General features: G+C 60.3%; 23 protein-coding genes and 1 pseudogene. 16 read left to right on the top strand and 8 right to left on the bottom strand.

Annotated elements, in window-relative coordinates; all coding sequences use genetic code 11:
- Positions 1 to 197: 197 nt before the first annotated feature.
- The 3 genes from B2589_RS04120 to B2589_RS04110 are packed head-to-tail and all read left to right on the top strand — an operon-like array spanning position 198 to position 5231.
- A complete protein-coding gene (locus tag B2589_RS04120; RefSeq protein ID WP_232901321.1) occupies positions 198 to 836 on the top strand; it encodes a TetR/AcrR family transcriptional regulator in 639 nt (212 codons plus the stop codon).
- Positions 820 to 2142 carry an efflux RND transporter periplasmic adaptor subunit gene (locus B2589_RS04115; RefSeq protein ID WP_286815701.1) on the top strand — a complete coding sequence of 441 codons (1323 nt, stop codon included), beginning with the start codon at positions 820 to 822 and terminating at the stop codon, positions 2140 to 2142. Before B2589_RS04120 ends, B2589_RS04115 begins: the two co-directional genes overlap by 17 nt.
- Complete coding sequence (locus tag B2589_RS04110; protein ID WP_286815700.1) at positions 2139 to 5231, top strand: efflux RND transporter permease subunit; 3093 nt, start codon at positions 2139 to 2141, stop codon at positions 5229 to 5231. Before B2589_RS04115 ends, B2589_RS04110 begins: the two co-directional genes overlap by 4 nt.
- A 41-nt stretch (positions 5232 to 5272) precedes the next feature.
- On the opposite strand, the gene B2589_RS04105 is transcribed toward B2589_RS04110, so the two are convergent.
- From B2589_RS04105 to hemN, 5 genes are all read right to left on the bottom strand, one after another.
- A complete protein-coding gene (locus B2589_RS04105; RefSeq protein WP_232901319.1) occupies positions 5273 to 6166 on the bottom strand; it encodes a U32 family peptidase in 894 nt (297 codons plus the stop codon).
- Between the two features lie 13 nt (positions 6167 to 6179).
- Positions 6180 to 7175 (bottom strand): ubiquinone anaerobic biosynthesis protein UbiU, encoded by a 996-nt coding sequence (ubiU, locus tag B2589_RS04100; protein ID WP_058341700.1) that lies wholly within the window; start codon positions 7173 to 7175, stop codon positions 6180 to 6182.
- A gap of 76 nt (positions 7176 to 7251) precedes the next feature.
- A complete protein-coding gene (locus B2589_RS04095; RefSeq protein WP_286815699.1) occupies positions 7252 to 7386 on the bottom strand; it encodes a putative transporter small subunit in 135 nt (44 codons plus the stop codon).
- On the bottom strand, positions 7383 to 9062 hold the full coding sequence (locus tag B2589_RS04090) for a sodium:solute symporter family protein (protein WP_094623709.1): 1680 nt from the start codon (positions 9060 to 9062) through the stop codon (positions 7383 to 7385). The genes B2589_RS04095 and B2589_RS04090 overlap by 4 nt, the downstream gene beginning before the upstream one ends.
- A 323-nt stretch (positions 9063 to 9385) precedes the next feature.
- Positions 9386 to 10795: an oxygen-independent coproporphyrinogen III oxidase gene (gene hemN, locus B2589_RS04085; RefSeq protein WP_058341702.1), complete on the bottom strand. Its 1410-nt coding sequence runs from the start codon at positions 10793 to 10795 to the stop codon at positions 9386 to 9388.
- Positions 10796 to 10972: 177 nt separating this feature from the next.
- Here hemN and B2589_RS04080 point away from each other — a divergent pair, with 177 nt between their 5' ends.
- Together B2589_RS04080 and B2589_RS04075 are read left to right on the top strand one after the other, a co-directional pair.
- Complete coding sequence (locus tag B2589_RS04080) at positions 10973 to 12505, top strand: cryptochrome/photolyase family protein (RefSeq protein WP_286815698.1); 1533 nt, start codon at positions 10973 to 10975, stop codon at positions 12503 to 12505.
- A gap of 92 nt (positions 12506 to 12597) precedes the next feature.
- Complete coding sequence (locus tag B2589_RS04075) at positions 12598 to 13842, top strand: substrate-binding periplasmic protein (RefSeq protein ID WP_286815697.1); 1245 nt, start codon at positions 12598 to 12600, stop codon at positions 13840 to 13842.
- Here B2589_RS04075 and B2589_RS04070 read toward each other — a convergent pair.
- Entirely contained in the window at positions 13839 to 15527 is a 1689-nt protein-coding gene (locus tag B2589_RS04070) for an HAD family hydrolase (protein ID WP_286815696.1), read from the bottom strand. The genes B2589_RS04075 and B2589_RS04070 overlap by 4 nt on opposite strands.
- Before the next feature lie 73 nt (positions 15528 to 15600).
- On the opposite strand from B2589_RS04070, the gene B2589_RS04065 reads away from it, so the two are divergent.
- The 3 genes and pseudogenes from B2589_RS04065 to B2589_RS04060 all read left to right on the top strand — a co-directional run bounded on the left by B2589_RS04065 (position 15601) and on the right by B2589_RS04060 (position 16659).
- Positions 15601 to 15744 (top strand): DUF2256 domain-containing protein, encoded by a 144-nt coding sequence (locus B2589_RS04065; RefSeq protein ID WP_081697541.1) that lies wholly within the window; start codon positions 15601 to 15603, stop codon positions 15742 to 15744.
- Positions 15741 to 15812: pseudogene (locus B2589_RS14310) on the top strand (hypothetical protein); the annotation flags it as partial. The gene B2589_RS04065 and the pseudogene B2589_RS14310, both read left to right, overlap by 4 nt.
- A 31-nt stretch (positions 15813 to 15843) precedes the next feature.
- Positions 15844 to 16659, top strand: coding sequence for an FAD-binding domain-containing protein (locus B2589_RS04060; RefSeq protein ID WP_227508327.1), 816 nt, complete (start codon positions 15844 to 15846; stop codon positions 16657 to 16659).
- Positions 16660 to 16695: 36 nt separating this feature from the next.
- Here the strand turns inward: B2589_RS04060 and B2589_RS04055 are convergent, their stop codons facing one another.
- Positions 16696 to 17097, bottom strand: coding sequence for a DUF4175 domain-containing protein (locus B2589_RS04055; protein WP_227508328.1), 402 nt, complete (start codon positions 17095 to 17097; stop codon positions 16696 to 16698).
- 238 nt (positions 17098 to 17335) lie between these two features.
- Here B2589_RS04055 and B2589_RS04050 point away from each other — a divergent pair, with 238 nt between their 5' ends.
- Positions 17336 to 18232 carry a cation transporter gene (locus B2589_RS04050; protein ID WP_286815695.1) on the top strand — a complete coding sequence of 299 codons (897 nt, stop codon included), beginning with the start codon at positions 17336 to 17338 and terminating at the stop codon, positions 18230 to 18232.
- A 34-nt stretch (positions 18233 to 18266) separates the two neighbouring features.
- Positions 18267 to 19178, top strand: a complete 912-nt coding sequence (locus B2589_RS04045) for a cation diffusion facilitator family transporter (protein WP_286815694.1) — start codon at positions 18267 to 18269, stop codon at positions 19176 to 19178.
- A gap of 9 nt (positions 19179 to 19187) precedes the next feature.
- Here B2589_RS04045 and B2589_RS04040 read toward each other — a convergent pair whose 3' ends face one another.
- Entirely contained in the window at positions 19188 to 20105 is a 918-nt protein-coding gene (locus B2589_RS04040; protein WP_058341709.1) for an AEC family transporter, read from the bottom strand.
- 192 nt (positions 20106 to 20297) lie between these two features.
- On the opposite strand from B2589_RS04040, the gene B2589_RS04035 reads away from it, so the two are divergent.
- The 6 genes from B2589_RS04035 (at position 20298) to B2589_RS04010 (ending at position 25862) form a co-directional block, all read left to right on the top strand.
- A complete protein-coding gene (locus B2589_RS04035) occupies positions 20298 to 20747 on the top strand; it encodes a c-type cytochrome (protein ID WP_094623702.1) in 450 nt (149 codons plus the stop codon).
- Between the two features lie 10 nt (positions 20748 to 20757).
- Entirely contained in the window at positions 20758 to 22173 is a 1416-nt protein-coding gene (locus B2589_RS04030; RefSeq protein ID WP_094623701.1) for a cbb3-type cytochrome c oxidase subunit I, read from the top strand.
- Positions 22174 to 22234: 61 nt separating this feature from the next.
- Positions 22235 to 23185, top strand: coding sequence for a 4Fe-4S binding protein (locus B2589_RS04025; RefSeq protein WP_199456579.1), 951 nt, complete (start codon positions 22235 to 22237; stop codon positions 23183 to 23185).
- 14 nt (positions 23186 to 23199) lie between these two features.
- Positions 23200 to 25023: a nitric oxide reductase activation protein NorD gene (locus B2589_RS04020; protein WP_286815693.1), complete on the top strand. Its 1824-nt coding sequence runs from the start codon at positions 23200 to 23202 to the stop codon at positions 25021 to 25023.
- Positions 25024 to 25034: 11 nt separating this feature from the next.
- Complete coding sequence (locus B2589_RS04015; RefSeq protein ID WP_058341714.1) at positions 25035 to 25610, top strand: cytochrome c oxidase subunit 3; 576 nt, start codon at positions 25035 to 25037, stop codon at positions 25608 to 25610.
- Between the two features lie 12 nt (positions 25611 to 25622).
- Entirely contained in the window at positions 25623 to 25862 is a 240-nt protein-coding gene (locus B2589_RS04010; RefSeq protein ID WP_286815692.1) for a cytochrome C oxidase subunit IV family protein, read from the top strand.
- Positions 25863 to 25940: the final 78 nt, after the last annotated feature.

Raw genomic sequence — 25940 nt, 5'->3', positions numbered from 1 at the left:
TTTCCTCTGCGTCGCCATCAACAAATAGCAAACTACGCTTACCACCGATCGTAATGCTTGAGGTAAATCAAACCGGGTGACCTTTACACGGCTTTTACCTACACCCTGAACCACGGCTTGTTCACCTTGCTTCTTGCGTAATCGGCAATCACCTACCAGAATAAAGCAATTGATTACTTTCTTTCAGGGAAGCTCCAATGGCAACCACAAAAGCGCCCGATAAACGCACCTACCAAAGCACCGAACTGCGCCAGTCCGCCACTATCGAAGCGGTTATTCAGCTGTGTGCCGAGCAGGACCCGGCTACCCTGACCACCGCCCGGATTGCCGATGAAGTGGGGCTGTCGCAGGGGGCGCTGTTCAAGCATTTCCCGAACAAGAACCGGTTGTGGGAATCCGTGGCAGGCTGGGTCTCGGAGCAACTGACCAGCCAGGTGTTCCGGGAGGCGGACCGGCACGAACACGCTGATCAGGCCCTGGAAGCCATGTTTCGCGCCCATGTGGGCTTTATCGCCCGACACCCGGGCATTCCCCGCCTGATGCTGGGTGAGCTGCAAAAACCCGGCAACGGCCCCGCCAAAACCATCGTCCGCCAGGCCCTTGCCCGCTACCGCAAAAAGGTGGTCGGTTTACTGAAGCTAGGCATCGAACAGGGGCGCATAGCCGCCGGTATCGATACCGAAGCGGCGGCGGTGTTGTACCTCGGCGCCATTCAGGGGCTGGTGGTTCAGGCAATGGTCAGCGGAGAGATTGCGACGCTTGAGCAGACTGCCCCCCGAGTTTTCAAACTTTACAGCGCCAGTTTTCAGGAGATGAGCAATGACCCGGAAAAATAAACTGACCCTGGCGCTGGCCCTGATTGTCGGCATTGCCTTTGTGGTGATCATGATAAAACTGAAACAGCCACCGGAAAGGGGCGAGGCACAGGCAAGTGCAACGCCGGTGCGGATAATGGAAATCACTCCCCGTAAGTTCCGTACCGAAGCCCGCGGCTATGGTCAGGTGCTGCCGGCCCGAAGCTGGAATGCGGTGGCCAACGTGGGTGGCCGGGTTATCTGGAAACACCCGGATCTGGAGAGCGGCAATATGATCCCAGAGGGCACGCGGCTGCTTGAAATCGACCCTACCCGTTACGAGCTGGCCGAAGCTTCCGCCAGGGCGGACCTGACAGGCATTGAAGCGGAACTGCGACAGCTTGAGCAGGAAGAACTCAATACCGGCGAGTTACTGAAGCTGGAAGAACGCCGGTTGACACTGGCCCGTCGGGAGCTGGACCGGGCAGAAACCCTGGTGGCGCGGGGTGCCCTGTCGCAAACCCGGTACGACGAGCAGCAACGGGCCACCTTGCAACAGGAGCAGGCGGTCCAGTCCCTGCGCAACCAGCTGAACCTGGTTCCGGTCCGACGTGACACCCTGCAGGCCCGCAAGGCCCGAGCGGAATCTTCCCTGGCCAGTGCCCGGGAAGACCTGGACGACACCCGTTTTGAAGCGCCCTGGGATCTGCGTGTCCACCAGGCCGACATCGACACTGGCCAGCATGTCAGCCCCGGGCAGACGCTGTTTATTGCCGACGACATCACCCGCGCCGAAGCCACCGTGCAGCTGGAAGTGGCGGAACTGCGCCGGGTGCTGTCGCAGCTGTCCGGGCGCAGCCTGCCGGAAACGGGCTCCACCAACCACTTCACCGACTTTCATGACCAATTGCCCCTGGGCGAACTTGATATCCGGGTAACCCCCACCAACGTGCCGGATGCCCACTGGCCCGGCAAACTCACCCGGGTCACCAGCAGCCTGGACCCGGCCACCCGCACAGTCCAGGCCGTTATTTCTGTAGACGAACCCTACCGCAACGCCAATCCGCCAGCACGCCCGCCCCTGGTCCGCAATATGTTCGTGCAGGCCAGCATTACCGCGCAGACTCCCGAGCCCGTCATCGTCATCCCGGCCAGCGCGGTGCATCAGGGTGTGGTCTACCTTGCCGATGAGGACAACCGCCTGCAGCGCCAGCCAGTGTCTGTCGCCTGGCAACAAGGTGAAGATGTCATTATCGATGACGGACTGGCACCGGGAGACCGGCTGGTTCTGGATGACCTGGTTCCTGCCATCGACGGCACCCTGCTTGCTCCGGGAGATCAGCCATGATCCGCTGGTTCGCGGGGCATCCGACCGCCGGCAACCTGCTGCTGATCCTGATTCTGGCAGTAGGCCTGTTCGCTGCCCCCAACCTGACCCGGGAAACCTTCCCCGACTACCTGCCGCCGGAAGTCAGCATCACCATGGAATACCGGGGTGCCACCGCTGCGGATGTGGAGGAAGCCATCTGCCAGCGGCTGGGTGAAGCACTGCAGCGGGTGGATTACATGAAGGAGGTTTCCTGTACCGCCCGGGACAACCAGGCCCAGACCATAGCCAGCATGGAACCCCGGGGCGACATGGGCCGGTTCCTGGATGATATCCGCACGGAAATCGAAGCCCTGACCGACCTGCCCGAAGAAGCCGAAGACCCGGTCATCCGGGAGCTTTATCGCACCAGCCTGGTGGCGGCCATCGCCGTGTACGGGCCCATGAGTTTCTCTCACCTGGAAGCCTACACCAGCCAGCTGGAAGACCGCCTGTTCGCCATGGACGGTGTGGCCGATGTGATTCCCGTGGGCCTGTCCCAGCGCCAGTGGCACATCGAAGTATCCCGCGACCAGCTACGCCAGTATGGCCTCGGCGTACGCGACATAGCCCGGGCCATCAACAGCCAGAACCTGGACATGCCCCTGGGCACCATCGAGACCGACAGCCAGGACATCCAGCTGCGGTTTGTGGATGAACGCCGTTCCCTGCAGGCCCTCGCCGAGTTGCCGGTTATAGGCGGACAAGCCGGCGCTGTGCTGACGCTGGGCGACATTGCCACCATCACCGAGGCCCACGAACGGGAAGAAGAACGGGTGGATTTCAACGGCCAGCGCGCCATCGTTCTGGAGATCCACAAGAACCGCCACGACGATGCCCTGCGGGTGATGGATTCCCTGGAAGCCTTTATCGACGAGGAAAAAGCCCGCCGTGGTGGCAATGTCGAGCTGGAAATCACCCAGAACATGACCTCGATTGTGAAGGACCGCCTGCAAATGCTGGTGGGCAACGGCATCACGGGGCTGGTGCTGGTGGGCCTGGTGATGGCCCTGTTCTTCCGCCCCCGCCTTGCCTTCTGGGCCCTGTTCGGCCTGCCAGCCGCCTTTGCCGGTGCCTTTGTGGTGATGGCCCTCACCGGCCTGTCCCTGAACATGATTACCCTGGTGGCACTGCTGATGGCCATCGGTATTGTGATGGACGATTCGGTGGTGATCACCGACAACATTGCCCAGTGGCACGCCGACGGCAACAGCCCGCTGGAGGCGGCTGCCAAAGGAACCCAGGAGATTCTGCCCGGGGTGTTGTCCTCCTTCCTGACCACGGTGTCCGTGTTCATCCCGCTGGCGTTTCTGGCCGGAGAGCTGGGAGCGGTGCTGGAGGTACTGCCAGTGGTGCTGATTGCCGCGCTGGCCGCCTCGCTGATCGAAGCCTTCTGGATACTACCTCACCATCTTAAAAGCGGCCTGGGCAAAAGGCGCGAGAAGGCCCCTTCCCGCTTTCGTTCCGCCTTCGACAACGGCTTTGAAAACGTCCGGGAGAAAGTGGGGCAACTGGCCGACCGCGCCATCCGGTTCCGCTACGGCGTACTGGCCGCCATGCTGCTGATACTGCTGGGTTCGGTGGGGCTGATGGCCGGCGGCCATGTGCGCATGGAAGCCATGCCGGAAATCGACGGCGATGTACTGGAAGCCCGGGTACTGATGCCCCAGGGCACTCCCCTGCACCAGACCCGGGCCATTACCGAACGCATAACCTCGGCCATGCTGCGGCTCAACGAGGAATACACGCCAGACCAGCCCGACCAGCAAGCGCTGGTGCAAAACATCCAGACCCGCTTCAACCAGCACGCCGGCGCCGGTGAAAAAGGCGCCCACGTGGCCACGGTGATGGCCGATTTGCTGACCGCGGAGCTGCGCACCGTGGACCTGGCTACCCTCACCGACCGCTGGTATGAAGAGATCGGAGATATCCCCGGCCTGATCGCCCTCAACATCCAGGAACCCGGTTTCGGCCCCGCGGGCATCCCCATTGAAGTGCGCCTGCAGGGTACTGACCTGGATGAGCTGAAAGCCGCCGCCCGGTATCTGAGCGACGAAGTTGCCCTTTATAACGGTACCTTCAACGTGCTGGATGATCTTCGCCCCGGCAAGCCCCAGCGCACCCTGTCGCTGAACGACCGCGCCCTGTCGCTCGGATTGACGGCATCCGACGTGGCCAGCCAGATCCGAACCGGGCTGCTCGGGGATATTGTGGATACGGTGCAGATTGGTGATCAGCACATCGAAATCCTGGTGCGCCAGACCAGCGCCGAACGCAACACCCGCCAGTTCCTGGAAGACACCGTGATCACCACCGGCAAGGGCCAGATGGTGCCCCTGCGGGAGGTGGCCGATATAACCGAGGAACGCCAGTGGGCGCAGGTGACCCGGATTGACGGCCTGCGCACGGTCACCGTGTCTGCCGATGTGAACGGCCGGACGACCAACGCCGATGCCATCGTGGCGGATTTGCAGAGCCAGGTATTCCCGAAACTTCAGGAGCAATGGCCGGAAATCACCCTGCAGGTCGAAGGCCAGACCGCCCGCTCCCGGGAAACCGGCCAGTCCATCGCCCGGGGCTTGCTGATCGGCCTGCTGGGGATCTTCCTGATTCTGTCGTTCCAGTTCCGTAGTTACCTGGAGCCGGTCATCGTGATGCTGGCCATTCCGGTCGCATTTATGGGTGCCGTCTGGGGCCACCTGCTGATGGGCTACAACCTGTCCATGCCCTCACTGATCGGTGCCGCGTCACTGGCCGGGATTGTGGTGAACAACGCCATCCTGCTGGTGCAGTTCATCAAGAGCTACCGGGAACAGGGCATGAGCGCACAGGAAGCTGCCGGTGCCGCCAGCCGGGCTCGCTTCCGGGCCATCCTGATTACCACCAGCACTACGGTCGCTGGCATGCTGCCGCTGCTGGCGGAAACCAGCACCCAAGCCATGGCGGTGATTCCACTCGTGATCTCGGTGGTGTTCGGCTTGCTGGTATCCACCGTGCTGATCCTGGTGGCCTTGCCAGCGCTCTATGCCATTCTTGAGGATCTGGGTTGGGCCCGGAATAACGGGCCCTGACGCAAAAGGCCGGGTTCAATGCCCCGGCCTTTTGCTAGTGCTCAGGCACCTACCAGGTCCATGCCCGGCTTGCCATACCAATACCCGTTGCAGGGTGGTGCCTCTACCAGCTGCAGCGGGTCGGCGGCCGGCACTTGCCCCCGGCGGACCTGATCAAAACGTTTGACCACCTCGTCCATGCCCTGATGTTCCGGGCTCAGGCGCACAGTGCTGACCCCCATGCGCTCCATATCCGGTAGCTCCCGCATCAGGTCATAGCGGGAACCGGAGAGTGTGGAGATGCCGTTAATGCGGAACAGTTCCTGGCTCTCCCGGGAGCGCAGTTCCATGCCATCCGGATGCTCCAGGCAACGGAACTCGCAATTGTCCTTGGGCAGGTTGTAATGGCGGGCGGTAAAGCAGCGGGACGACCAGGCCAGCGGCAGGAAGCCCCAGGAGAACACTTCGGCAGGCAGGTCCAGGCCTTCAGCCTTCAGCTCGCTGATTAACTGCCCCAGGGTTTCCTTGCCCAATTCCACCGGCAGGTTCCAGCCCTGCAAGCCCTGCCTGGCCAGGATTTTCAGGGTGGCCACGTTGTAGATGTTCATGGACGGGCCGGTGATAAACGGAATCTTGTTGCGGACAGCCACCTGCAGGGCGCTCTGGTCGTTCGCTTCCACCAGGAATTCGTCCTGTTCACAGAACCGGCGCAGACGGCGCAGGTCCGCTTCGGATTCAATCAGCGTGAGGGTGGAGAGCACCACATTCTTGCCACAGGCTTTCAAATCCCGGGCCAGGTCCAGCCAGTCATCAGGTTTCAGTTCCCGGCGGCGGGAGCACACCACCTCGCCAAGATAGATGGTATCGACCGGCCATTCCGCGGCCTTGGCATAGAAATCAAACACGCTTTGCTTGGACCAGAACCAGAGGATCGGGCCCAGGGATAGCTTCATCATGATGGATACAACCTTATTTCCACTTGCGATGGTAGGCGCCGATGGTGGTCAGGCCACCTTCGGAAAGGCCAGACAGGGTGTTACGCCAGGCATCCTCTACCGTGAACATGCCCGGGTGCGCCGCCAGCCCGTCCAGCGCCTGGCGCCAGGTGCGGGCCACGTCGGCAATGTAGGCGGGGCTGCGTTGCCGGCCTTCGATTTTCACCGCGCTGATGCCCAGTTCCTGCAGCTCCGGCAGGATATCCATGGTGTTCAGGCTGACCGGTTCTTCAATGGCGTGGTACACACTGCCTTCCACTTCAAAGCGGCCTTTGCACAGCGTGGGATAACCTGCGTTTTCACCGGGGCCGTAGCGGTCGATCAGCACATCGTTCAGGCGCGACTCCAGCCCCTGCGGGGTTTCCTGCCAGCGCACGGCCTTGGCCGGAGAGCAGGCACCACGGGTGTTCGGGGATTCATCGGTGAGATAGGACGACAGATAACAACGGCCTTCCGCCATGATGCACAGACTGCCAAAGGCAAACACTTCCAGTTCAACAGGGCTGTGTTTAGCGACACCCCGTACCTGGTCCAGCGACAATACGCGGGGTAATACGGCGCGGCGGATATCGAAGTTGTCTTTGTAGAACGAGAGGGCCTCGTGGCTGGTGGCCGACCCCTGTACCGACAGGTGGCGGGGGATGTGCGGGTATTTGTTGGCGGCGTAGTCCAGCAGGCCCATATCGGCCAGGATGATGGCATCCACACCAATGGATGCTGCCCGGTCTACCGCACCTTTCCAGTGCTCCCAGCCGTCTGGCTGCGGATAGGTGTTGATGGCACAGAACACACGGCTGCCTTTGGAGTGGGCGTATTCAATGCCCTCCCCGGCGCGTTTCTCGTTGAAATTCAGGCCGGCAAACTGGCGGGCGTTGGTGCTGTCTCGGAAACCGAAGTAAACCGCATCGGCACCATTGTCCACAGCGGTTTTCAGGGCCGGCAGGCTACCGGCAGGGCAGACAAGTTCCATTACACTCCTCCACGTGGTGAAGGAGCTAACCTACTGCCCCGGGCCTGCCGGCGCATTGACCATTGTCAGACCGGGGTCAGATCAGGTCATCATCGTTGTTGCAGGCCTGGCGGACATCCCGGGCTACCGCGCCGCAGATCACGCCCAGCACCACCAGGGTGATGGCCGGCCACACCAGGATATAAGCACCGTAAACCAGTTCGTTTGTCATTTCGCACCCTCCGGAATCAGGCCGGCAGTGCCTTCACTGTCGGCGTCGTCATAGTCACCAACCCGTTTCTTGATCAGGTCGAAGTCAAAGCGTTCTTCCTTGCTGAGCAGGGTCATGGCGGTACACACCACGGCACTGGCACCGTAGGCCGTCAGTGAGGCTACCAACACCATGTAGTCCCTCAGGAACCCGGTGGCGAACATCAGCATGGCCACCAGTGTTATGGCACCGGCAACCAGTCCTGCCGCGCGGCCAAAGAAACCGAACACCATCATGCCGATCACCACGGCTCCGCCGACAGACGCCAGGATCTCGAAGGCCAGTACGGTCATACCGGTCATTTCCAGCAGCTCAAAGCGGGCAATACAGAACAGCGCCATGGCCACCACCACCGACCAGGTGAAGGCGGAATTGGTGACCCTGTCCCAGTAGCAACTGACGATCACCGGAAACACGATGGCACCCCAGAGTGCGCCGACGAACACCAGCATCACCAGGATATCCAGCGAGAAGCTGGCAAAGATCAGCCCCGCCACGGTAGCCACAATCATGGTGATGCGGCCAACCAGCATCATCACTTTCGGGTTTGGGTTGTCCTTGGCGATGTTCTTGCCGTAGACATCCGCCATCATGATGGTAGACAGCGCGGACAGGTCAGAATCCGCGGTGGACGACAGCGAGCCGATCACCAGGATAAAGAACAGGGCCACGAAGAACGGCGACAGGTAGGTAGACACCATCTGCGGAATCAGGTTATTCATCTTGCCGTCGATGGGCTCTACACCAACCGACAGCGCCATCAGGCCAATCATGCCCAGGCCGATCACAATTGCACCGTAACCGATGGTGGCGGTCACGAAGGTAGACTTGATGTTCTTCTCGCGCACCGCAAACAGGCGCTGGGAAATGGTCTGGTTACCGATGGCATAGGCCAGAACCGCCACAAAGAAAGGTGCGCCCTGGTTCATGATGGCTTCCACCGAGAACAGGTTGGCCTGCTCGTCGGTCATCTTGCTCAGGCCTTCCACCATGACGCTGGGGCCGCCTGCAGAGTAGAGAACCGCAGGGATAATAATAATGGCAATCGCCATCAGCGCCACCAGCTGGGCAAAGTCGGTAAACACCGAGGCCCGGAAACCGGACGTCAGCGTGTAGGCCAACACGCCCACACCGGCCACAATCACACCGGTTTCGAAAGACAACGGCGACAGCACCGACACCAGCGCACCGGCGGCCGTGAAGTTGACCATCAGGCTGATAATGCTGCCCAGCACGTTGGACCCGGCCAGGATCAGCTGGCTGGAAGAACCATGACGGGCGTGGATCAGCTCACCCAGGGTATGGCCGTTGGGGGCCAGCTTGCGGAACCGGCGGCCGAAGGGGTAGATGAACAGGATCATCAGCGCGCCCCAGAGGCCATAATGGATCGGCCCGGACACCCCGTAGGTGTACCCGGAGGTGGCTGCCGCGTAGAAAGACGCAGCCCAGATCCAGGTGGCGGTCATACTGGCCGCGCCCATACCGAAACCGACATGGTGACCGGCTACCATAAAGCCGGAGGTATCTTCTTTTTCCTTGCGAATCAGCAAGGTAAGCAGGTAGGTACCGCCGTAGAAGGCGGCAAGCAGTAACAATACGGTGATTGTCGAAAATTGGGTAAATCCGTTCTCGTTCAAATCTCAACCTCTGTTCAAAACGACAGAAACCCACCGGCAGTCTGCAACGCACAGGTTGCTCGCCAGGGTGGAGCCATTCGTCTGGAAAGTCCGCACACGCGGAGGTGTTGCAGCGGGGCAACGAAAGGTGGGCAGGGGCGCCCGGAGGTCAGACTTGCTAAGGGAAGCTCAGATGGGCCAGCTGGCCACGAAAGTCTTTAGATGTCATGGTATTTTCTGTCCTCTTCACCACAAATAGAAACAGCCCGGAGGAGGGAGCGCCAAACCATACGCATTTGGCACCCCCTAGTCCAGTCTTTAGAGGACAGAATATTAGTGTACGATCAGATAATCCGTGAGAACCGCTGGCTGGCGCCCTCTTTACGGTACAGATCGAAGATCTGGCAAATGGCCCGGATCAGCAGCCGTCCGGCCGGCTGAACCTGCAGCACGGAACCGGAATCCGCAATCAGCTCGTCCTGGATCATCGGCTTCAGGCGGCTCATTTCATCCGCGAAGTAGCGGTCGAAATCTTCGTTCCATTTATCGGCAAACTGCTTGCGATCGAGCCGGAACTGGCAGATCAGCTGGCCGATCACCCAGCGGCGAATACGGTCGTCGCGGGTCAGGCCTACGCCACGGATGATGGCCAGCTGGCCGGCATCGATGGACGCTTCCCACGACGGCAGGTCGTGGTTGTTCTGGAAGTAGGCATCGTCGGTCTGGCCGATAGCAGACACACCCAGAGACACCAGGTCGCAATCAGAGTGGGTGGTGTAACCCTGGAAGTTCCGGTGCAGGCGGCCTTCGCGCTGGGCCACCGCCAGGCTGTCGTCCGGCTTGGCGAAGTGGTCCATACCGATGTATTCGTAGCCGGCTTCCAGCAGGCGATTGATGGTGTTGTGCAGAATGGTCAGCTTCTGCTGCGGGCTCGGCAGGGTGTCAGCCTGGATACGGGTCTGCGGGTAGAACCGGTCCGGCAGGTGCGCGTAGCTGAACACCGAGAGGCGGTCCGGAGACATCTCGATCACCGACTCCAGGGTTTCGGCAAAGCTTTCCGGAGTCTGGTGCGGCAGGCCGTAGATCAGGTCCAGGTTGATGGAGCGGAAGCCGATACGGCGGGCTTCGTTCAGCACTGCTTCGGTCATCTCCCGGGGCTGGATGCGGTTCACCGCTTTCTGCACTTCCGGGTTCACATCCTGCACGCCCAGGCTGATGCGGTTGAAGCCCAGTTCCCACAGGGTCGACAGGGTATCTTCGTCCACTTCACGGGGGTCGATTTCCACGCTGTAGTCCCGCTCATCGCCAGACTGCAGGTTAAACAACTCACCGTAACCAGCCATCAGGTGCTGCATCACATCCCGGGGCAGGAAGGTGGGTGTGCCACCGCCCCAGTGCAGCTGCTGGACGGGCCGGTCGGCACCGAACAGTTTCGACTGGATGGCCGCCTCTTTCAGTACCCGCTCAACATAAGGCATGGCCTTGTCGCGCTTCTTGGTAATCACCTTGTTGCAGGCGCAGTAGTAGCAGAGGTGCGCACAGAACGGCAGGTGGGTGTAGAGCGAGATTGGCCCGCCGGAGGCCTTGCTGCGGCCTGCCGCTTTAACCATGTCTTCAATGGAATAGTTCGGGGTGAACTCCACCGCCGTGGGGTACGACGTGTAGCGTGGGCCGCTCAGGTCATAGCGGCGGATAAGCGCCTCGTCCCAAATAAAAGCGGGCAGGTTGTTTGCTGCAGCAGTATCAGAAGCCATAGTAAAACTCTAACGTCGAATAGGATTGGCAAGCCGGAAAGCGCGGATTATGCCTGACCGGCGACAGTCACTGTTTGATGCGAATCAGCTGAGTGTACCAGCTTAACCAATGAACCACCCTTGCGCCCATGGCGTATTCTGCCTACCTCTAAAGGATAAACTCAGCCGGAGCCCGACATGGCCAATCTCATACTGATTCTGGGCGATCAGCTCAGCCCCCGACTCTCTGCCCTGGATGGCGCAGACAAGGAAAACGACCTGATCGTGATGGCCGAAGTCCACAGCGAAGCCAGCTACACCAACCACCACAAGAAGAAGCTGGCATTCATATTCAGCGCCATGCGGCACTTTGCCCAGGAGCTGGAACGCGAAGGCTGGCGGGTGCATTACCAGCACTACCACCCGGACAACCCGGCTCAATCTCTTGAACAGGTGATAGCGGAGCTGGCCCGGGAACACCGACCGGAACGCGTGATCACCACGGAGTGCGGTGAGTGGCGTTTACACAACCAGGTCAGCCAGTGGCATAAAACGCTGGGCCTGAATGTCGAAATCCGCCCGGATACCCGCTTCGTGTGCGCCATTGACGAGTTCGCCCGCTGGGCCAAGGGCAAGAAACAGCTGCGCATGGAGTTCTTCTACCGGGAAATGCGCAAGAAAACCGGCCTGCTGATGACGCCAGATGGCCAGCCCGAAGGTGGCCACTGGAACTTCGACGCCGATAACCGCAAGAAATGGACCGGCAAACCTCCTGCCCCGGCTCCGTTCCGGGAGGAACCGGATGCCATCACCACGGACGCAATCGAACTGGTGAACGAGCACTTTTCGGAACATTTCGGTACCACAGACGATTTCCACTACGCCGTCAACGCCGAACAGGCCCGCCAGGCCCTTGGCCACTTTATCGACTTTGCCCTGCCCTGCTTCGGCGACTACCAGGATGCCATGTCAGACAACGAAGACTGGCTGTTCCACTCCATTCTGTCGCCCTACCTGAATACCGGGCTGCTGGAGCCGATGGAGGTTTGCGAGGAAGCGGTACGGGCCTGGCACGCCGGCCGGGCGCCGCTGAATGCGGTGGAAGGTTTTGTCCGCCAGGTCATCGGCTGGCGGGAATTCGTGCGCGGCATCTACTGGCTGCTGATGCCCGGTTACGCCCGGGAAAACCGCCTGGGCAATACCCGGGAGCTGCCCTGGTTCTACTGGACCGGCGATACAAAGATGCGCTGCATGCACAAGGCCATCGACGCCACGGCCCGCAACGCCTATGCCCACCACATCCAGCGGCTGATGGTGACCGGCAACTTTGCCCTGCTGGCCGGGGTGAGACCAGAAGCCATCTGTGACTGGTACCTGGCGGTGTATATCGACGCCTTCGACTGGGTAGAGCTGCCCAATACCCTGGGCATGGTGATGCACGCCGATGGAGGCTACCTGGGCTCCAAGCCCTACGCTGCCAGCGGCAAGTACATCCAGCGCATGTCTGACCACTGCCAGAACTGCCACTACCGGGTGCAGGATGCCACCGGAGAGCGGGCCTGCCCGTTCAACAGCCTGTACTGGCACTTTATTGACCGGCACCGGCAGGATTTTGCCAACAATCCGCGCATGACCATGATGTACCGGAACTGGGACAAACAAGCCCCGGAACGCCGGCAAGCGATTCTGGCCCGGGCCGACGAGCTGTTAAAGGACATCGAAAACCTGTGAACCGGGGCCCCGCTGCCAGCAGAAATATTGGGCAATCACTGCTATGCTTCTGGCACTTTTCACAAATTGGTCACAGGGATGCTCGCCAAACTATGCAGATTCGGTCTCTGACAATCGGATTGTTTCTGGCTGTGGCTGCCGCCCAGGCGGCAGCGGACCATCGGGTTTACACCCTCTATACCTTTCATTCCCCGCCCTACCAATACGCCAATGAGACACCGAATGGCCCGGAGGTTGCCGGGGAAACCGCAGACACCATACGCTGCGCCATGGAACAGGCCGGAGCCCATACCCAGATCAGACTGGTCCCCCAGAACCGCGCCCTGTATTCGCTGAAGCGCAACCTGGTAGACGGCTACTTTGCAGTCGACCGCTCACCGGAGCTGGACCAGAGCGCCTGGGCAAGCCACCCGGTTGCACTGGAGAAATGGCACTGGTTCTACACCGGCGAGCAACCAATACCTGAAAACGCCCGCATTGGCGTGGTGGGTGGCAGCAATGAAGAACTCTGGCTAAGGCAGCAAGGGCTCGAAGCCTTTGTTGCTGTGGGCAGCGCCAGCCAGTTGCCGGCATTGCTGAAACGAAAACGCATCGACCTGGCCCTGCTGGACGAGCGAGTGATGTCCGGACTGCGGGAAAAGCAGCCGGAGCTGCATCAGGGTATTCAGCACACCTTTCTGCGCTACGCCCCGCTACACCTGTACCTGAACCCGCAATTTGTCACCCGGCACCCGGATTTCATGAATCGGTTCAATCTGAGCCTGCCCGCCTGCATGGGCACCCAGACACAGTTATCCGGCGAGGAACACCAGCAGGTAACCAGGATAGCCGGAGAACTGGCCCGCAGCCTGGCAAGCGAGGTAGACCTGCAAAGAGCCCTGCACCAGGGCAGCCACTACAACACCTTTACTGACATCCTCACCCAGGACACCGTCTGGCAGGCACTGGCCCCGGCCAGCATGACACCCCTGGCCCGCCAGATCCTGGAACTGCCAGCCTCCCGGGCCCTGGCACACTGGCAGTCGAAGCAAGCCCCTCTGGTTACCGAGATTCTGTTGATCGACAGCCAGGGTGCCCTGTCAGCCATGAGCCAACTGTCCTCCGATTACTGGCAGGGGGATGAAGCAAAGTTCCAGGACCTGGTTGAAGAAACCAGTCAGGGCTTAACCCGCAGGCAAGACTTCTGGGTATCCCCGATTCGCTACGATGCATCCACCAGCCGGTTCCAGGTGATCGTCAGCTTTCCCCTGCCGCTGGACGAGCCGAACAACGGCGTAGAAGGCGTATTGTCCATCGGGCTTGCCATCGAAGAAGCCCTGAAAGGCGCCAGCGATTAGGGCGGGCCTACCTCACAGGCCAGCACCAGCGCCCAGAACTCCGAGAAATCATTCACCACCACATCCGGTTTGTCCGGGTGTTTGTGGGTGCCCGGAAAAATCCGGTTCAGCCAGGGCAAGTCCCACTGGGCACCGTTAAAGAATACCGCCGTCATCCCTGCCCGCTTGGCCGCAATCACATCCGTGGTGGAGTCTCCCACGTACCAGACGCTGGGGTCCGGCGGGTAATCCAGCTTCTGTACCGCCAGCAACAGCTGGTCCGGGTGCGGCTTGCGCAATGGGGTGTCGTCTCCGCATACATCCACCTCAAACAGGTGGGTCCAGCCGGTGTCTTCCACCGCTGCCAGTTCGTGTTCGAAGAACTCCCGGTCCCGGTTGGTAATCACCCCCACCTGTATCCCCAGCCGGTGCAATCCCTCCAGCACATCCCTTACACGGGGTTCGAACGCTTTCACCGTGCCGTAGTGGTTACGGTAATGATGGTTGAAGGCCTTGTGGGCAAGCTGTTTGGCGTCCTGATCATCGCCGAACAGCACTTCAAAAATATCCGTGCGGGAGATTTTCCGGTCTGCCTTCACTTTCGGGTGTAGCTTGGCAAATTCGCGCACGTAAGCCACCAGCCGCGCATCTTCCGGGGTCTTGCTGTCTTCCGGCGCTACCATCCGGCCCATCAGTCCCAACTTGTGGAACTCCGGCAACATGTCGTCCACGGCGTGGTACATGGCATCGAGGGTATCCACCAGCGTGGCATGCCAGTCGAACAGGATCACCGCCGGGCGAATCAGTTTCACCACCGCCGGGTGCCAGTCCGGCTCGATCCGGGGCTCCGGTCGCTCCGGTGCCGGGAAAGGCTTCGGGCGCACTTCTGCCGGGCTGGCGCTGAACGCATCCGGTTGCTCCCGCTCCAGCAGCGCCATCAGGTCCATCAGGTCTTCAAAGCTGTCCAGAACGGCGGCCGGTGCATCGCGCCTGGTGAACCAGCTGTCGATACGTTCCGGCTCCCAGCAAGCGCCGTTGTAGAACACGCCAGACACCCCCGCATGGTGGGCGGTGAGCATATCCACATAGCTGTCGCCGATGTACCAGGCCTTCTGGTCTGCCGGCAGCCCCAGTTGCTCCAGCACCTTCAGGATCACTTGCGGGTCCGGTTTGTATTCGGTGACATCGTCGGCACACACGGTGGCGTCAAACAGGTTATGCCAGCGGCCTTCGTCCACCATATCCAGTTCTTTGTCCAGGAACTCCCGGTTACGGTTGGTGGACACCGCCAGCTTGATGCCCATGGCCTTGAGGGCCGACAGGTACTCGTAGGCACCGGGCTGGAACGGCCTAACCTGGCCAAAATACTTTCGATAGGCGTTGTTGTAGGCCTTGTGCGCCTGCAACTTGGCCGCCTTGTTGTCGCCGAAGATGGCGTTGAAGACATCCGTGCGGGACACCCGGCGTTCCGCCAGAATGCGCGGGTGCAAGCGGCGAAAGATGCGGATGTAGCGTACCAGCCGGGCGTCGTCTTCGGTGCGGCACTGGTCTTCCGGCAAGAGCTGCTCTACCAAACCCAGCTCTTCAAGCTGGGGCAGCATCTCCTCCATGGCACTGAACATGGCATCGTGGGTGTCCACCAGCGTGCCGTGCCAGTCGAAGATCAGGACCGATGGGGGCTGCAGTCCTTCGTTCAGTTTGGTCATAAGAAAACCTTTGCCGTTTCAGTCACGTATATCCATCAAAACCCATACCCTCAGTAAAAACCAAAAACCCCGGATGCACAAAAAACCACACCTGCCCGAAAAAACCTGCCCGGTCTGCCAGCGCCCCTTCACCTGGCGCAAGAAGTGGGCAAAAGACTGGGACAATGTTCGCTATTGCAGTGAACGCTGCCGCCGCGCCCGGAGCACGCAGCCATGACTACAGTGGTCTGGTTCAAGCGTGATCTACGCACCCGCGATCACGCCCCGCTGGTGGCTGCCGCGACTCTGGCTGAACCGGTGATTCCGTTGTACGTCATTGAAGACGAATACTGGCAGCAGCCAGACACCAGCGGCCGGCAATCATCGGAATACCCTGCCCCGGAAACAGAAAAGCCTGACCAGCTTCCGCTCCCGCCTGCACTGGCATTGCCACTTCATTCAGAAACTTGAAGACGAGCCGGAGCTGGAGTTCCGCGCCATGCACCGGGAACTGGAGGGCATGAAAACCGGGCCGAACGATTCCGAACGGCTACAGCGCTGGCAGCAAGGGCAAACCGGTTGGCCTTTGGTGGATGCCTGCATGCGCAGCCTACAATATACCGGCTGGCTCAACTTCCGGATGCGGGCGATGCTGATGGCCGTGGCCAGCTATCAACTCTGGCTGCACTGGCGTGATCCGGCCCTGCAACTGGCGCGACTGTTCACCGATTTCGAGCCGGGCATTCACTATTCCCAGGCCCAGATGCAATCCGGCCTGACCGGCATCAATGCCCTGCGCATCTATAATCCGGTGCTGCAAAGCCAGAAGCTGGACCCGAACGGCGAATTTATCCGGCGCTGGATTCCCGAGCTGGCTGGGGTGCCCCGGGAAATGATCCATACTCCCTGGTTGATGACGCCTACCCAGAAAGCGAAGTTCGGCGGCAACACCTACATTGCCCCGGTGTGCGACCATGAACAGGCGGCCCGGGCAGCGCGCAAGGCGGTGGGCGACTTCCGAAAACAACACATAAGCCGGGAAGAGACTGGCCGGGTGCTGGACCGCCACGGCAGCCGCAAGGGGCCGCACCAAACACGGCCGAAAGCGGCAGCCAAGCAGACACAGGACAACCAGCTGTCTTTATTTGATTAAATCACTCAACGGAAAAACAACAAACTCCAAGTTTGTTTACCGCCCTCTCTGGCTCTGCGCCTGGTGCTCCAGCATTTGCTCCATCATCAGTTGCATGTGCTCCATACGCTGCTCCATCATTTCCAGGCGCTGTTCCGGATCCATACCGGCACCGCCGGAACGGGGGCCCATACCACCGGCCTGGCCTTTGGGCTGGTTACCCATGCCCTGACCACCATCCGACGGCCCCTGGCGCTGTCCCATCATGCCCGGGCCTGCGCCTCCACGCATCAACTGCATATGCTGCTGCATGGACTCCATGTGTTGCTCGCGGATACGCTGGCGCTCGGCGTCGGACTTGGCGTTGCGCATTTCCTGCATCATCTCCTGCATCTGAGACATGTTCTGATGCATTTGCTGCATCTGCTCCTGGTTCATCATGCCACCCTGATTCATCATGCCTCCACGGGGCATTTGTCCAGAGTTGCCCTGGGCAAAAGCCAGCAAGGGGGCTGACACCAAAACGGAGTATGCGACTATTCGTGTAAACCTGTTCATGAGATCCACCTCTTCATCGTTATTGATGAGCATCTCTTACAGTTAAGACCATGATCCTTCTTTGTGTAAACTGTCTTGACCCTGCAGTAACTAACAGGTTTTCTAATAGGATGACCCGATTCATGAACCGGAGCTATGAATGAGCACTTCCTGCAACAACTGCTGCAGCAACAGTAAACCTGCAGCAGGCGAAACGGCCCGGAGCGATATCAATGACGCGTCCGGCGATTGGCTGAGCACCTACCGGATCCCCAGGATGGATTGCCCCTCCGAAGAGCGGATGATTCGCATGGCGCTGGGCGGTTTCAGCACCGTTCAGGGCCTGTCGTTTGACTTGCCGGGCCGCACCCTCGAGGTACTGCATAACGGAGAGGCCTCGCCAATTACCGACAAGCTCTACACCCTGGGGCTCGGAGCGGAGCTCCGGGATACCCGCAAGGCCAGTACGGAAGCCATTCAGGCAGCTGCCGATTCCGGGGCAACCCAGCAACAGGAAGCCGGCACGCTGTGGGTCCTGCTGGCCATCAATGGCCTGATGTTCGTGTTTGAGATGGTGATGGGGCTGATCGCCCAGTCTGCCGGGCTGATTGCAGATTCGCTGGACATGTTTGCAGATGCCGCAGTCTATGGCCTGGCGCTTTACGCCGTGGGCCATGGCGTGAAGATGCAGGTGCGGGCAGCCCATGTTGCCGGCATTTTGCAGCTTATCCTGGCGCTCGGGGTGTTGCTTGAGGTGGGCCGGCGGTTTGTCTTCGGCAGCGAGCCGGAGTCCACGCTGATGATGGCTATCGCGGTAGTCGCCCTGATCGCCAACACCGCCTGCCTGCTGCTGATTTCCCGGCATCGTGAAGGTGGTGCCCACATGAAGGCCAGCTACATCTTCTCCGCCAACGATGTGATCATCAATCTCGGCATCATTGTTGCCGGCGCGCTGGTGGCCTGGACTGGCTCTAACTATCCGGACCTGGTCATCGGCACCATTGTCGGCATCATTGTTCTGAGCGGAGCCCGGCGCATCCTGGCCCTGAAGGGCTAAGCCGCCGCCCGAACATTCCCCGAACGAGGAAACCATGCACAGCCACGACCATAGCCACGGCCACGATCACAGCCACCAGTTCGACACCCACAACCGGGCCTTTGCCATTGCGGTGATCCTGAACACCCTGTTTGTAGTGATTGAAGCGGTGTACGGCGTGCTGTCCGGCTCCCTGGCGCTGATTGCCGATGCCGGGCACAACCTGAGTGATGTGATGGGCCTGCTCCTGGCCTGGGCCGCAAGCTGGCTTGCCAGCAAAGCGGCCACCACCAGCAAAACCTATGGCCTGAAGAAAACCACCATCCTGGCAGCCTTGTTCAATGCCCTGATTCTGATTGCCGCGGTGGGCGGTATCACCTGGGAAGCCCTCCAGCGGCTCGGCAATCCGGGAGAAATCGCGGGCCTTGTGGTGGTTGTGGTGGCCGGCATCGGCGTGGTGATCAACGGCATCACCATGATGCTGTTCATGAAAGGCCAGAAGGGTGACCTGAACATTCGCGGGGCCTTCCTGCATATGGCCGCCGATACTGCGGTATCGGTCGGGGTGGTGATTTCAGGCACGATACTGATGTTCACCGACCAGGCCTGGATCGACCCGGTGATCAGCCTGGTTATTGCCGTGGTGATCTTCCTGGGTACCTGGCAGTTGCTGAAAGAATCTATCAACCTGGCGCTGGATGCCGTTCCCAGGGGAATCGACCCGGCTGCCGTGCGCGAGCACCTGGAGCACCTGCCCGGCGTGCAGTCTGCCCATCACCTGCATATCTGGGCCCTGAGCACCACCGAGAATGCCCTGACGGTGCACCTGGTCAAGCCGGACCCGGAAGGCGATGACGAAGCCATCCACCAGGCCTCGGCCATGCTGGCGGCCGAGTTCAACATCCATCACACCACCATTCAATGGGAACGGGGCTGCGCCCCTTGCCCGAACGGGACAACCCACTGAACGGATGGCCTAGAATGCCAGAGAGATCATCACCGGGATAAACGCCAGGCCGAACAGCGTCGTCAGCAGCACCGTGCCCGCGGCTTGCCTGGGCGAGGTATCCAGCAGGGTCGCAATCACCACCGTGTTGGCCGCGATCGGCGTGATGGAAATCAGGAACATGGCCTGGTGCACAGCCGGCTCGTAGACGCCCAGAATCGTGGAATCGACCCACCAGAACAGGATCGCCACCAGCGGCCAGACCACAAACTTGCCGAAAAACGCCAGCGCCGTGAACCGGACGTTACCCGCCAGCCCCCGGAAGCTGGTAATGCTCATGCCAATAATCATCATGCCCAGAATGCTGTAGGCGCCGCGCAGGTTGTCGAACAACGGCACGAAGATGTCCGGAATGCCCACCCCCGCCAGGTTCAGGGCCACGGCCGCCAGGAAAGCGTACACCGAAGGCAGCTTGAGCACCCGCCAGAGCGCATCCTGGATACTGTATCGGCCCCGGGCCGCCAGGTAGAAGCCCACCGAGTTCTCGAACAGGGTGGTGCCCAGCATGCACACGATATAAAGCCCCAGCCCTTCTTCTCCGAACAGCAGCAGCGCCACCGGCACCCCGAAGTACCCGGTATTACCGGAACCCACGCACAGGGGAATGATGTTGGCACTGCCATCGGTCAGGACTTTCCTCGCCAGCTTCAGCTGAACAATGCCCAGTAACGAGGAAATTCCAAACACCAGGAACGGCAACAGGATGACTTCCGGCGACAGCGGCGCCGCCATAACACCGGAAAACACCACAGACGGCGTGACGATGTACAGCATGATGCCGGCAATATGCCGGCCGCTGGCTTCCAGGTAACGGCCGGCAATCCAGCCCAGCCCAACCGTGACGTAGAGCGGGATCAGCTTGAAGAAAAGAGCAAACGCAGCGGCCATCGACACTCCATATGGACAGATTGTTTACAGACAGGACGGCGGCGCAGTCTATCACCTACCCATCTGGAGGTAACTCCCCGGCGCAATAGAGAAACATCGGGCATTCTTTGATAATCATCAACAGCATTAGGAATGCATCTTTATATCCTAGTGGGGCAGTCAGGTATTTGAAACAACCAAGGAGAGAGACCAATGGCCGAGCGCTTTACCAAAAGCATGGCCAGGAACATATATCTGGGGGGGAGTGCATTCTTCGTCCTGTTGTTCCTGGCCCTGACTTTTGACACTCAGCTGCGAGCTATGCCCGAGCGGGATAACCGCGACCAACTGACCGAGCAGGTAGTCAGGGGCAAACACCTGTGGGAGAACAACAACTGTGTTGGCTGTCACTCCCTCATGGGCGAAGGTGCTTACTTCGCTCCGGAACTGGCTAACGTATTCGACCGCCGTGGCGGTGGTGATACCGAGGTCTTCAAGTCCTACATGAAAGCCTGGATGAACGCCATGCCCACCAATATCCCGGGCCGGCGCCAGATGCCTAACTTCAATCTGAGCGATTCCGAGATCGAAGACCTGGCCGCCTTCCTGGAGTGGACATCCAAGATCGACGACAACGGTTGGCCACCCAACATCGAAGGGTAAGGGAGCAGACATGAAATACGAATCTCAAAGGGTAGCAATGCCCTACTTCATCTTTGCCCTGATTCTGTTTGCCGGCCAGATTGTGTTCGGCCTGATTCTGGGTCTCCAATACGTTGTGGGCGATTTCCTGTTTCCGGAAATTCCCTTCAACGTTGCGCGGATGGTTCATACCAACCTGCTGATTGTCTGGCTGCTGTTCGGCTTTATGGGCGCAACCTACTACATGGTTCCGGAAGAAGCTCAAACTGAATTGCACAGCCCGCTGCTGGCGTGGATTCTGTTCTGGGTGTTCGCTGTAGCCGGCACCCTGACCATTCTGGGCTACCTGTTCGTAGACTACGCCACCCTGGCGGAGGTCACCATGAACAAGCTGCTGCCCACCATGGGGCGGGAGTTCCTGGAACAACCGACGATAACCAAGATTGGTATCGCCGTGGTTGTGGTAGCGTTCCTGTTCAACATTGCCATGACTGCCCTGAAAGGTCGCAAGACCGTGGTCAACATCGTACTGATCACCGGCCTGGTTGGCCTGGCGGTACTGTGGCTGTTCTCCTTCTACAACCCCAGCAACCTGGCTACCGACAAGTACTTCTGGTGGTTTGTCGTGCACCTGTGGGTAGAAGGCGTGTGGGAACTGATCATGGGCGCTATCCTGGCCTATGTGCTGATCAAGCTCACCGGTGTGGACCGCGAAGTGATCGAGAAGTGGCTGTACGTGATCATCGCCATGGCACTGATTACCGGCATCATCGGTACCGGGCACCACTTCTTCTGGATTGGGCCGCCTGAGTACTGGCTGTGGCTGGGTTCTGTGTTCTCTGCACTGGAACCGCTGCCGTTCTTCATGATGGTGGTATTCGCCTTCAACATGATCAACCGTCGCCGCCGCAACCACCCCAACAAGGCCGCCATGCTGTGGGCCATGGGTACTACCGTGATGGCGTTCCTCGGTGCTGGCGTGTGGGGCTTCCTGCATACCCTGGCTCCGGTGAACTTCTACACCCACGGCAGCCAGATTACAGCGGCTCACGGCCACATGGCGTTCTACGGCGCCTACGTGATGATCGTGCTGACCATCATTTCCTACGCAGTGCCGATCATGCGTGGCCGTCCTTACGGCAACAGCAACACGGCGCAGATTGTGGAAATGTGGGGCTTCTGGCTGATGACCATCTCCATGGTGTTCATCACCCTGTTCCTGACCGGTGCCGGCGTACTGCAGGTTTGGCTGCAGCGCATTCCGGAAAGCGGTGAGGCCATGTCGTTCATGGCAGGCCAGGATCAGATTGCCCTGTTCTACTGGATGCGATTCGTAGCCGGTGCCTTCTTCATGGCCGGCCTGGTGGTTTACCTCGGCAGCTTCTTCATCAAAGGTCAGGCCAGCCCTGCCGAAGAAGTCCGTGGTCCCGCCACTGAAGATGCCTGATAAGGCATAACCGCCGGGGCCTCCAGGCCCCGGCACATTTCCGAAATCCTGGACAAGCCCTGTGCATGCGCAAACCGTCAACCCGAAAGACACCCTTCAGCAGAAGCGCCTGATTACCCGCAGCGCCTTCTTCCTGCTGTTCCTGCTTGCGCCTGTTCTCAATATTTTCCGTTACGACCTGACCGAAACCCGCTTCATCCTGCTGGGCTTCCCCCTGTCGTTTAACCTGAACCTGGACTGGGTTGCCCACAGCACCCCGGCCGAAGTAGCGGGCCAGATCCTGTTCTGGTTCATTCTGCCCATCCTGGTACTGGTGCCACTGGTACTCTGGATTGCCTTCAAATGGGGCCGTCTGTATTGCGGCTGGCTGTGCCCGCATTTTTCCGTGGTAGAAACCATCAACGACCTGATGGCACGCGTTACCGGCCGCCCTACCCTGTGGGAAGCTCTGAAAAAAGGCAGCACCGGCAAGGCCATCCACTGGGCCGGCCTGACCCTGGTGTGCGCGCTGATCGGCTTTTCCTGGGCCCTAGCGCTGCTGTCTTACCTGCTGCCGCCTATCCCTCTGTATACCGACCTGGTCACCGGCCAGCTCAGCCTGTACCCGGGCATTTTCCTGGCGGTAGCCACCGCGGTGTTTACCTTCGATTTTCTGTTCGCCCGGCACCTGTTCTGCAAATACGGCTGCGCCGTAGGCCTGGTGCAGAGCATCGCCTGGATGACCAACGGCAAGGGCCGGGTAGTGACCTTCGACACCAAGCGGGCCGCCGCCTGCCGGGATTGCACCAAGGCCTGCGACGAAGCCTGCCCCATGCGCCTGCCCACCCGCAGCCACAAGCGGGCAAAATTCAGCTGTACCCAGTGCCTGCAGTGCGTCAGCGCCTGCCGCGAGGTGCAGAAAGACAACCCTGAAGGCTCCCTGCTGACCTGGGAGCCCGGCGAACCTGGCAAGCAGACGGTGCTGATTCCCGTGCGCCAGGTGGAATCTACCCCGCGCCAGACACGGGCCTGATACGAGGACACGAAATGGAAGAGTGGGTCGGACTTAAATGGCACGACTACGTAACCCGCCAGGCCATGGGCGAGTTCCCCGAGTACGCCGTGCACCTGAAAGACGAAGCCCGCACGCTGGGCGTGCTGTTCCGCGCCATGGGCGGCGATCCCGCCCTGAGCCTGGTGACGGCTGAACCCCGGCACTTCCAGATTCGCCGGAAGTTCCTGCAGAAGCTGGCCGGTACCCATCGCAAGTTCGAACTGGCCTGGCGGGACGAAGAAAGCCTGCGCCTGCCGGACCGCCTGGCGCTGTTTCCCTCCCGCAAGGTGAACCGGGAGCTGTACCTGTGGCTTGCCGCCCTGGCCTCTCTGGGCGAGATCAACCACCACAGCTGGCTCAAAGGTAACCAGGCCATGGTGCAGCAGCTACTTGAGCGCTGGCCCGGCCTTGAGCCCATGTACCAGCGGCTGGTGAAACACACCCTGCGCTGGCGCCCGGAACCAGAAAGCCTGAGGGGCAGCGAAGCCGAACGCGAGGCGGCCATTCGCCAGGCCCTGATCCACCCGGGCAGCGTAGACGACCTGCCGGACGCCCTGACCGACCCCTGGCCGGTGGTGCTCTGGCTGTATCCGGTACTGGGCCGTGGAAAACTCAAAGGTCAGATCATTGGCGACGACAACACCATGTCGAAATCCGGCGGCCTGGCCAAAAAACGGAAACGCCGCCGCGCCGAGCGGGTGGATGCCTTCGACAAAGATCAGGGGCTGATGCTGTTCCGGCTGGAAAGCCTGTTTTCCTGGTCTGAATTCATTCCCATCGACCGCGCCGGCGACGACAGCGAAGAGGAAGACGCCGACGCCGTGGCCGACGACATGGACATGATCTCCGTGTCCCAGGACCGCCGCGAAGCGTCTTCCGCCATCAAGTTTGACCTGGACCTGCCCTCGGAAGAAAACGACGACCTGCACCTGGGGCCGGGCATTCACCTGCCGGAATGGGACTGGCGCCGGCAGGACTACCGGGAAAAATTCTGCTGCCTGCAGCCCCTGCTGAGCAAAGACGCTGTGCCCTCGCCCTTGCCCGAGCACCTGAATCGCTCTGCCCAGACCCTGCGCCGCCAGTTCAGCGCCCTGAAGCCCCTGCGCCAGTGGGAGCGCCGGCAGCTGGAAGGCGAAGAGCTGGACTTGGACGCCTGCCTGGAACGCATGGTGCAGCACAAACGCGGCATCGGCGAGGTGGACCAGAAACTCTTCCGCCAGTGCAAGCAGAACCAGCGGGACCTGGCGTGCCTGGTGCTGACCGACATTTCCCTGTCTACCGACACCTACATCAATAACCACCAGCGGGTGATCGACATCGCCCGGGACGGCCTGCAACTGCTGAGCGAAGCACTCACCGCCAGCCGCGATCCGTTTGCACTGTTTGCCTTCTCGTCACGGCGGCGGGACCACATCCGCTTCCACCACATCAAGAGCTTTGAAGAGCCCTACAACGACACCACCCGGGGCCGGATACAGGCCCTGGAGCCGGGCTACTACACCCGCATGGGCGCGGCCATCCGCCAGTCCATCAAACTGCTGCAGGCCCGCCCGGAACACCAGAAAATCCTGCTACTGCTGACCGACGGCAAACCCAACGACCTGGACCTGTACGAAGGCCGCTATGGCGTGGAAGACACCCGTATGGCCGTGCAGGAGGCCCACAAGGCCGGGCTGACCCCGTTCTGCGTGACCATCGACGAAGAAGCCAACGAATACCTGCCCTACGTATTCGGCAGCAGCAACTTCGTGGTCATCAAAGACCCGACCCAGCTGCCCGGCCAGCTACCCAAGCTGTACATGAACCTGACCCGTTAACGGAGTATGTAATGGCTGACGTTCAAGCCGCCCGCGGGCGGCACCTGCCCGGCGACATCGCCGTGTGGTTTTTCATCTTTGCCGAACTGGCCGTGTTCGCCATCCTGTTCATCGGCTACGGCGTAGCCCGAAGCATGGACCCGGCCACCTTCTCCGCCGGCAAGGCGGCCCTGCATCCCTGGACCGGCCTGGTCAACACCATCGGCCTGATCACCGCCAGCTACCTGGTCGCACTCTCCGTCCATCGCCTGCGCGACCGCAAAACCGGCACGGCCGCCCTGCTCTGGGCCGCCATCGCCGCGTCGTCCATCTACACCTTCGGCAAGCTCTACGAATACGCCGACCTCTACGCCAACGGCTACAACCTGGGCACCGACACCTTCTTCATGTTCTATTTCTTCCTCACCTTCTTCCACTTCATGCACGTGGTACTGGGCCAGATCATCCTGGTGGTTCTCGCGGTAAAGGTGAAAAAAGGCGACTACAACGGCGACGACATGAACGGCATGGAATCCGGCGCCTCCTACTGGCACATGGTCGACCTGGTGTGGCTGGTGCTGTTCCCGATGCTCTACGTTCTGGCCTGAGGAGACTTTCTAATGCTAGCGGTTTATATCGCCTTGATGATCTGCACCATGGCTCCTGTTGTGGCCATGCAGGCTGGCGCCGACATGTCGGTTCTGGTGTGGTTGGTATTTGGACTGGTGATCGTAAAAGCAGTCCTGCTGGTAGACCACTTCATGGAAATGAAACACGCTCCCTGGGGCTGGAGAATGGCCGCTCAAGGTTGGGCGATTGTGGTAGTTTCAGTTTTGGCTGGCATTCATCTGACAGGCTAAGTCCAGCCGCCGCGGAACCCAGTGAGAAAGTTCAGCGGCAGGGTCGGGTAGGTCCTTCCAAAAATGTGCGGAGCCATG

The sequence above is a fragment of the Marinobacter sp. UBA3607 genome, from assembly GCF_002375525.1.
Taxonomy (GTDB): domain Bacteria; phylum Pseudomonadota; class Gammaproteobacteria; order Pseudomonadales; family Oleiphilaceae; genus Marinobacter; species Marinobacter vinifirmus.
The sequence above is the reverse complement of the archived record's forward strand: the minus strand, read 5'-3'. Positions and strand labels throughout refer to the sequence as shown.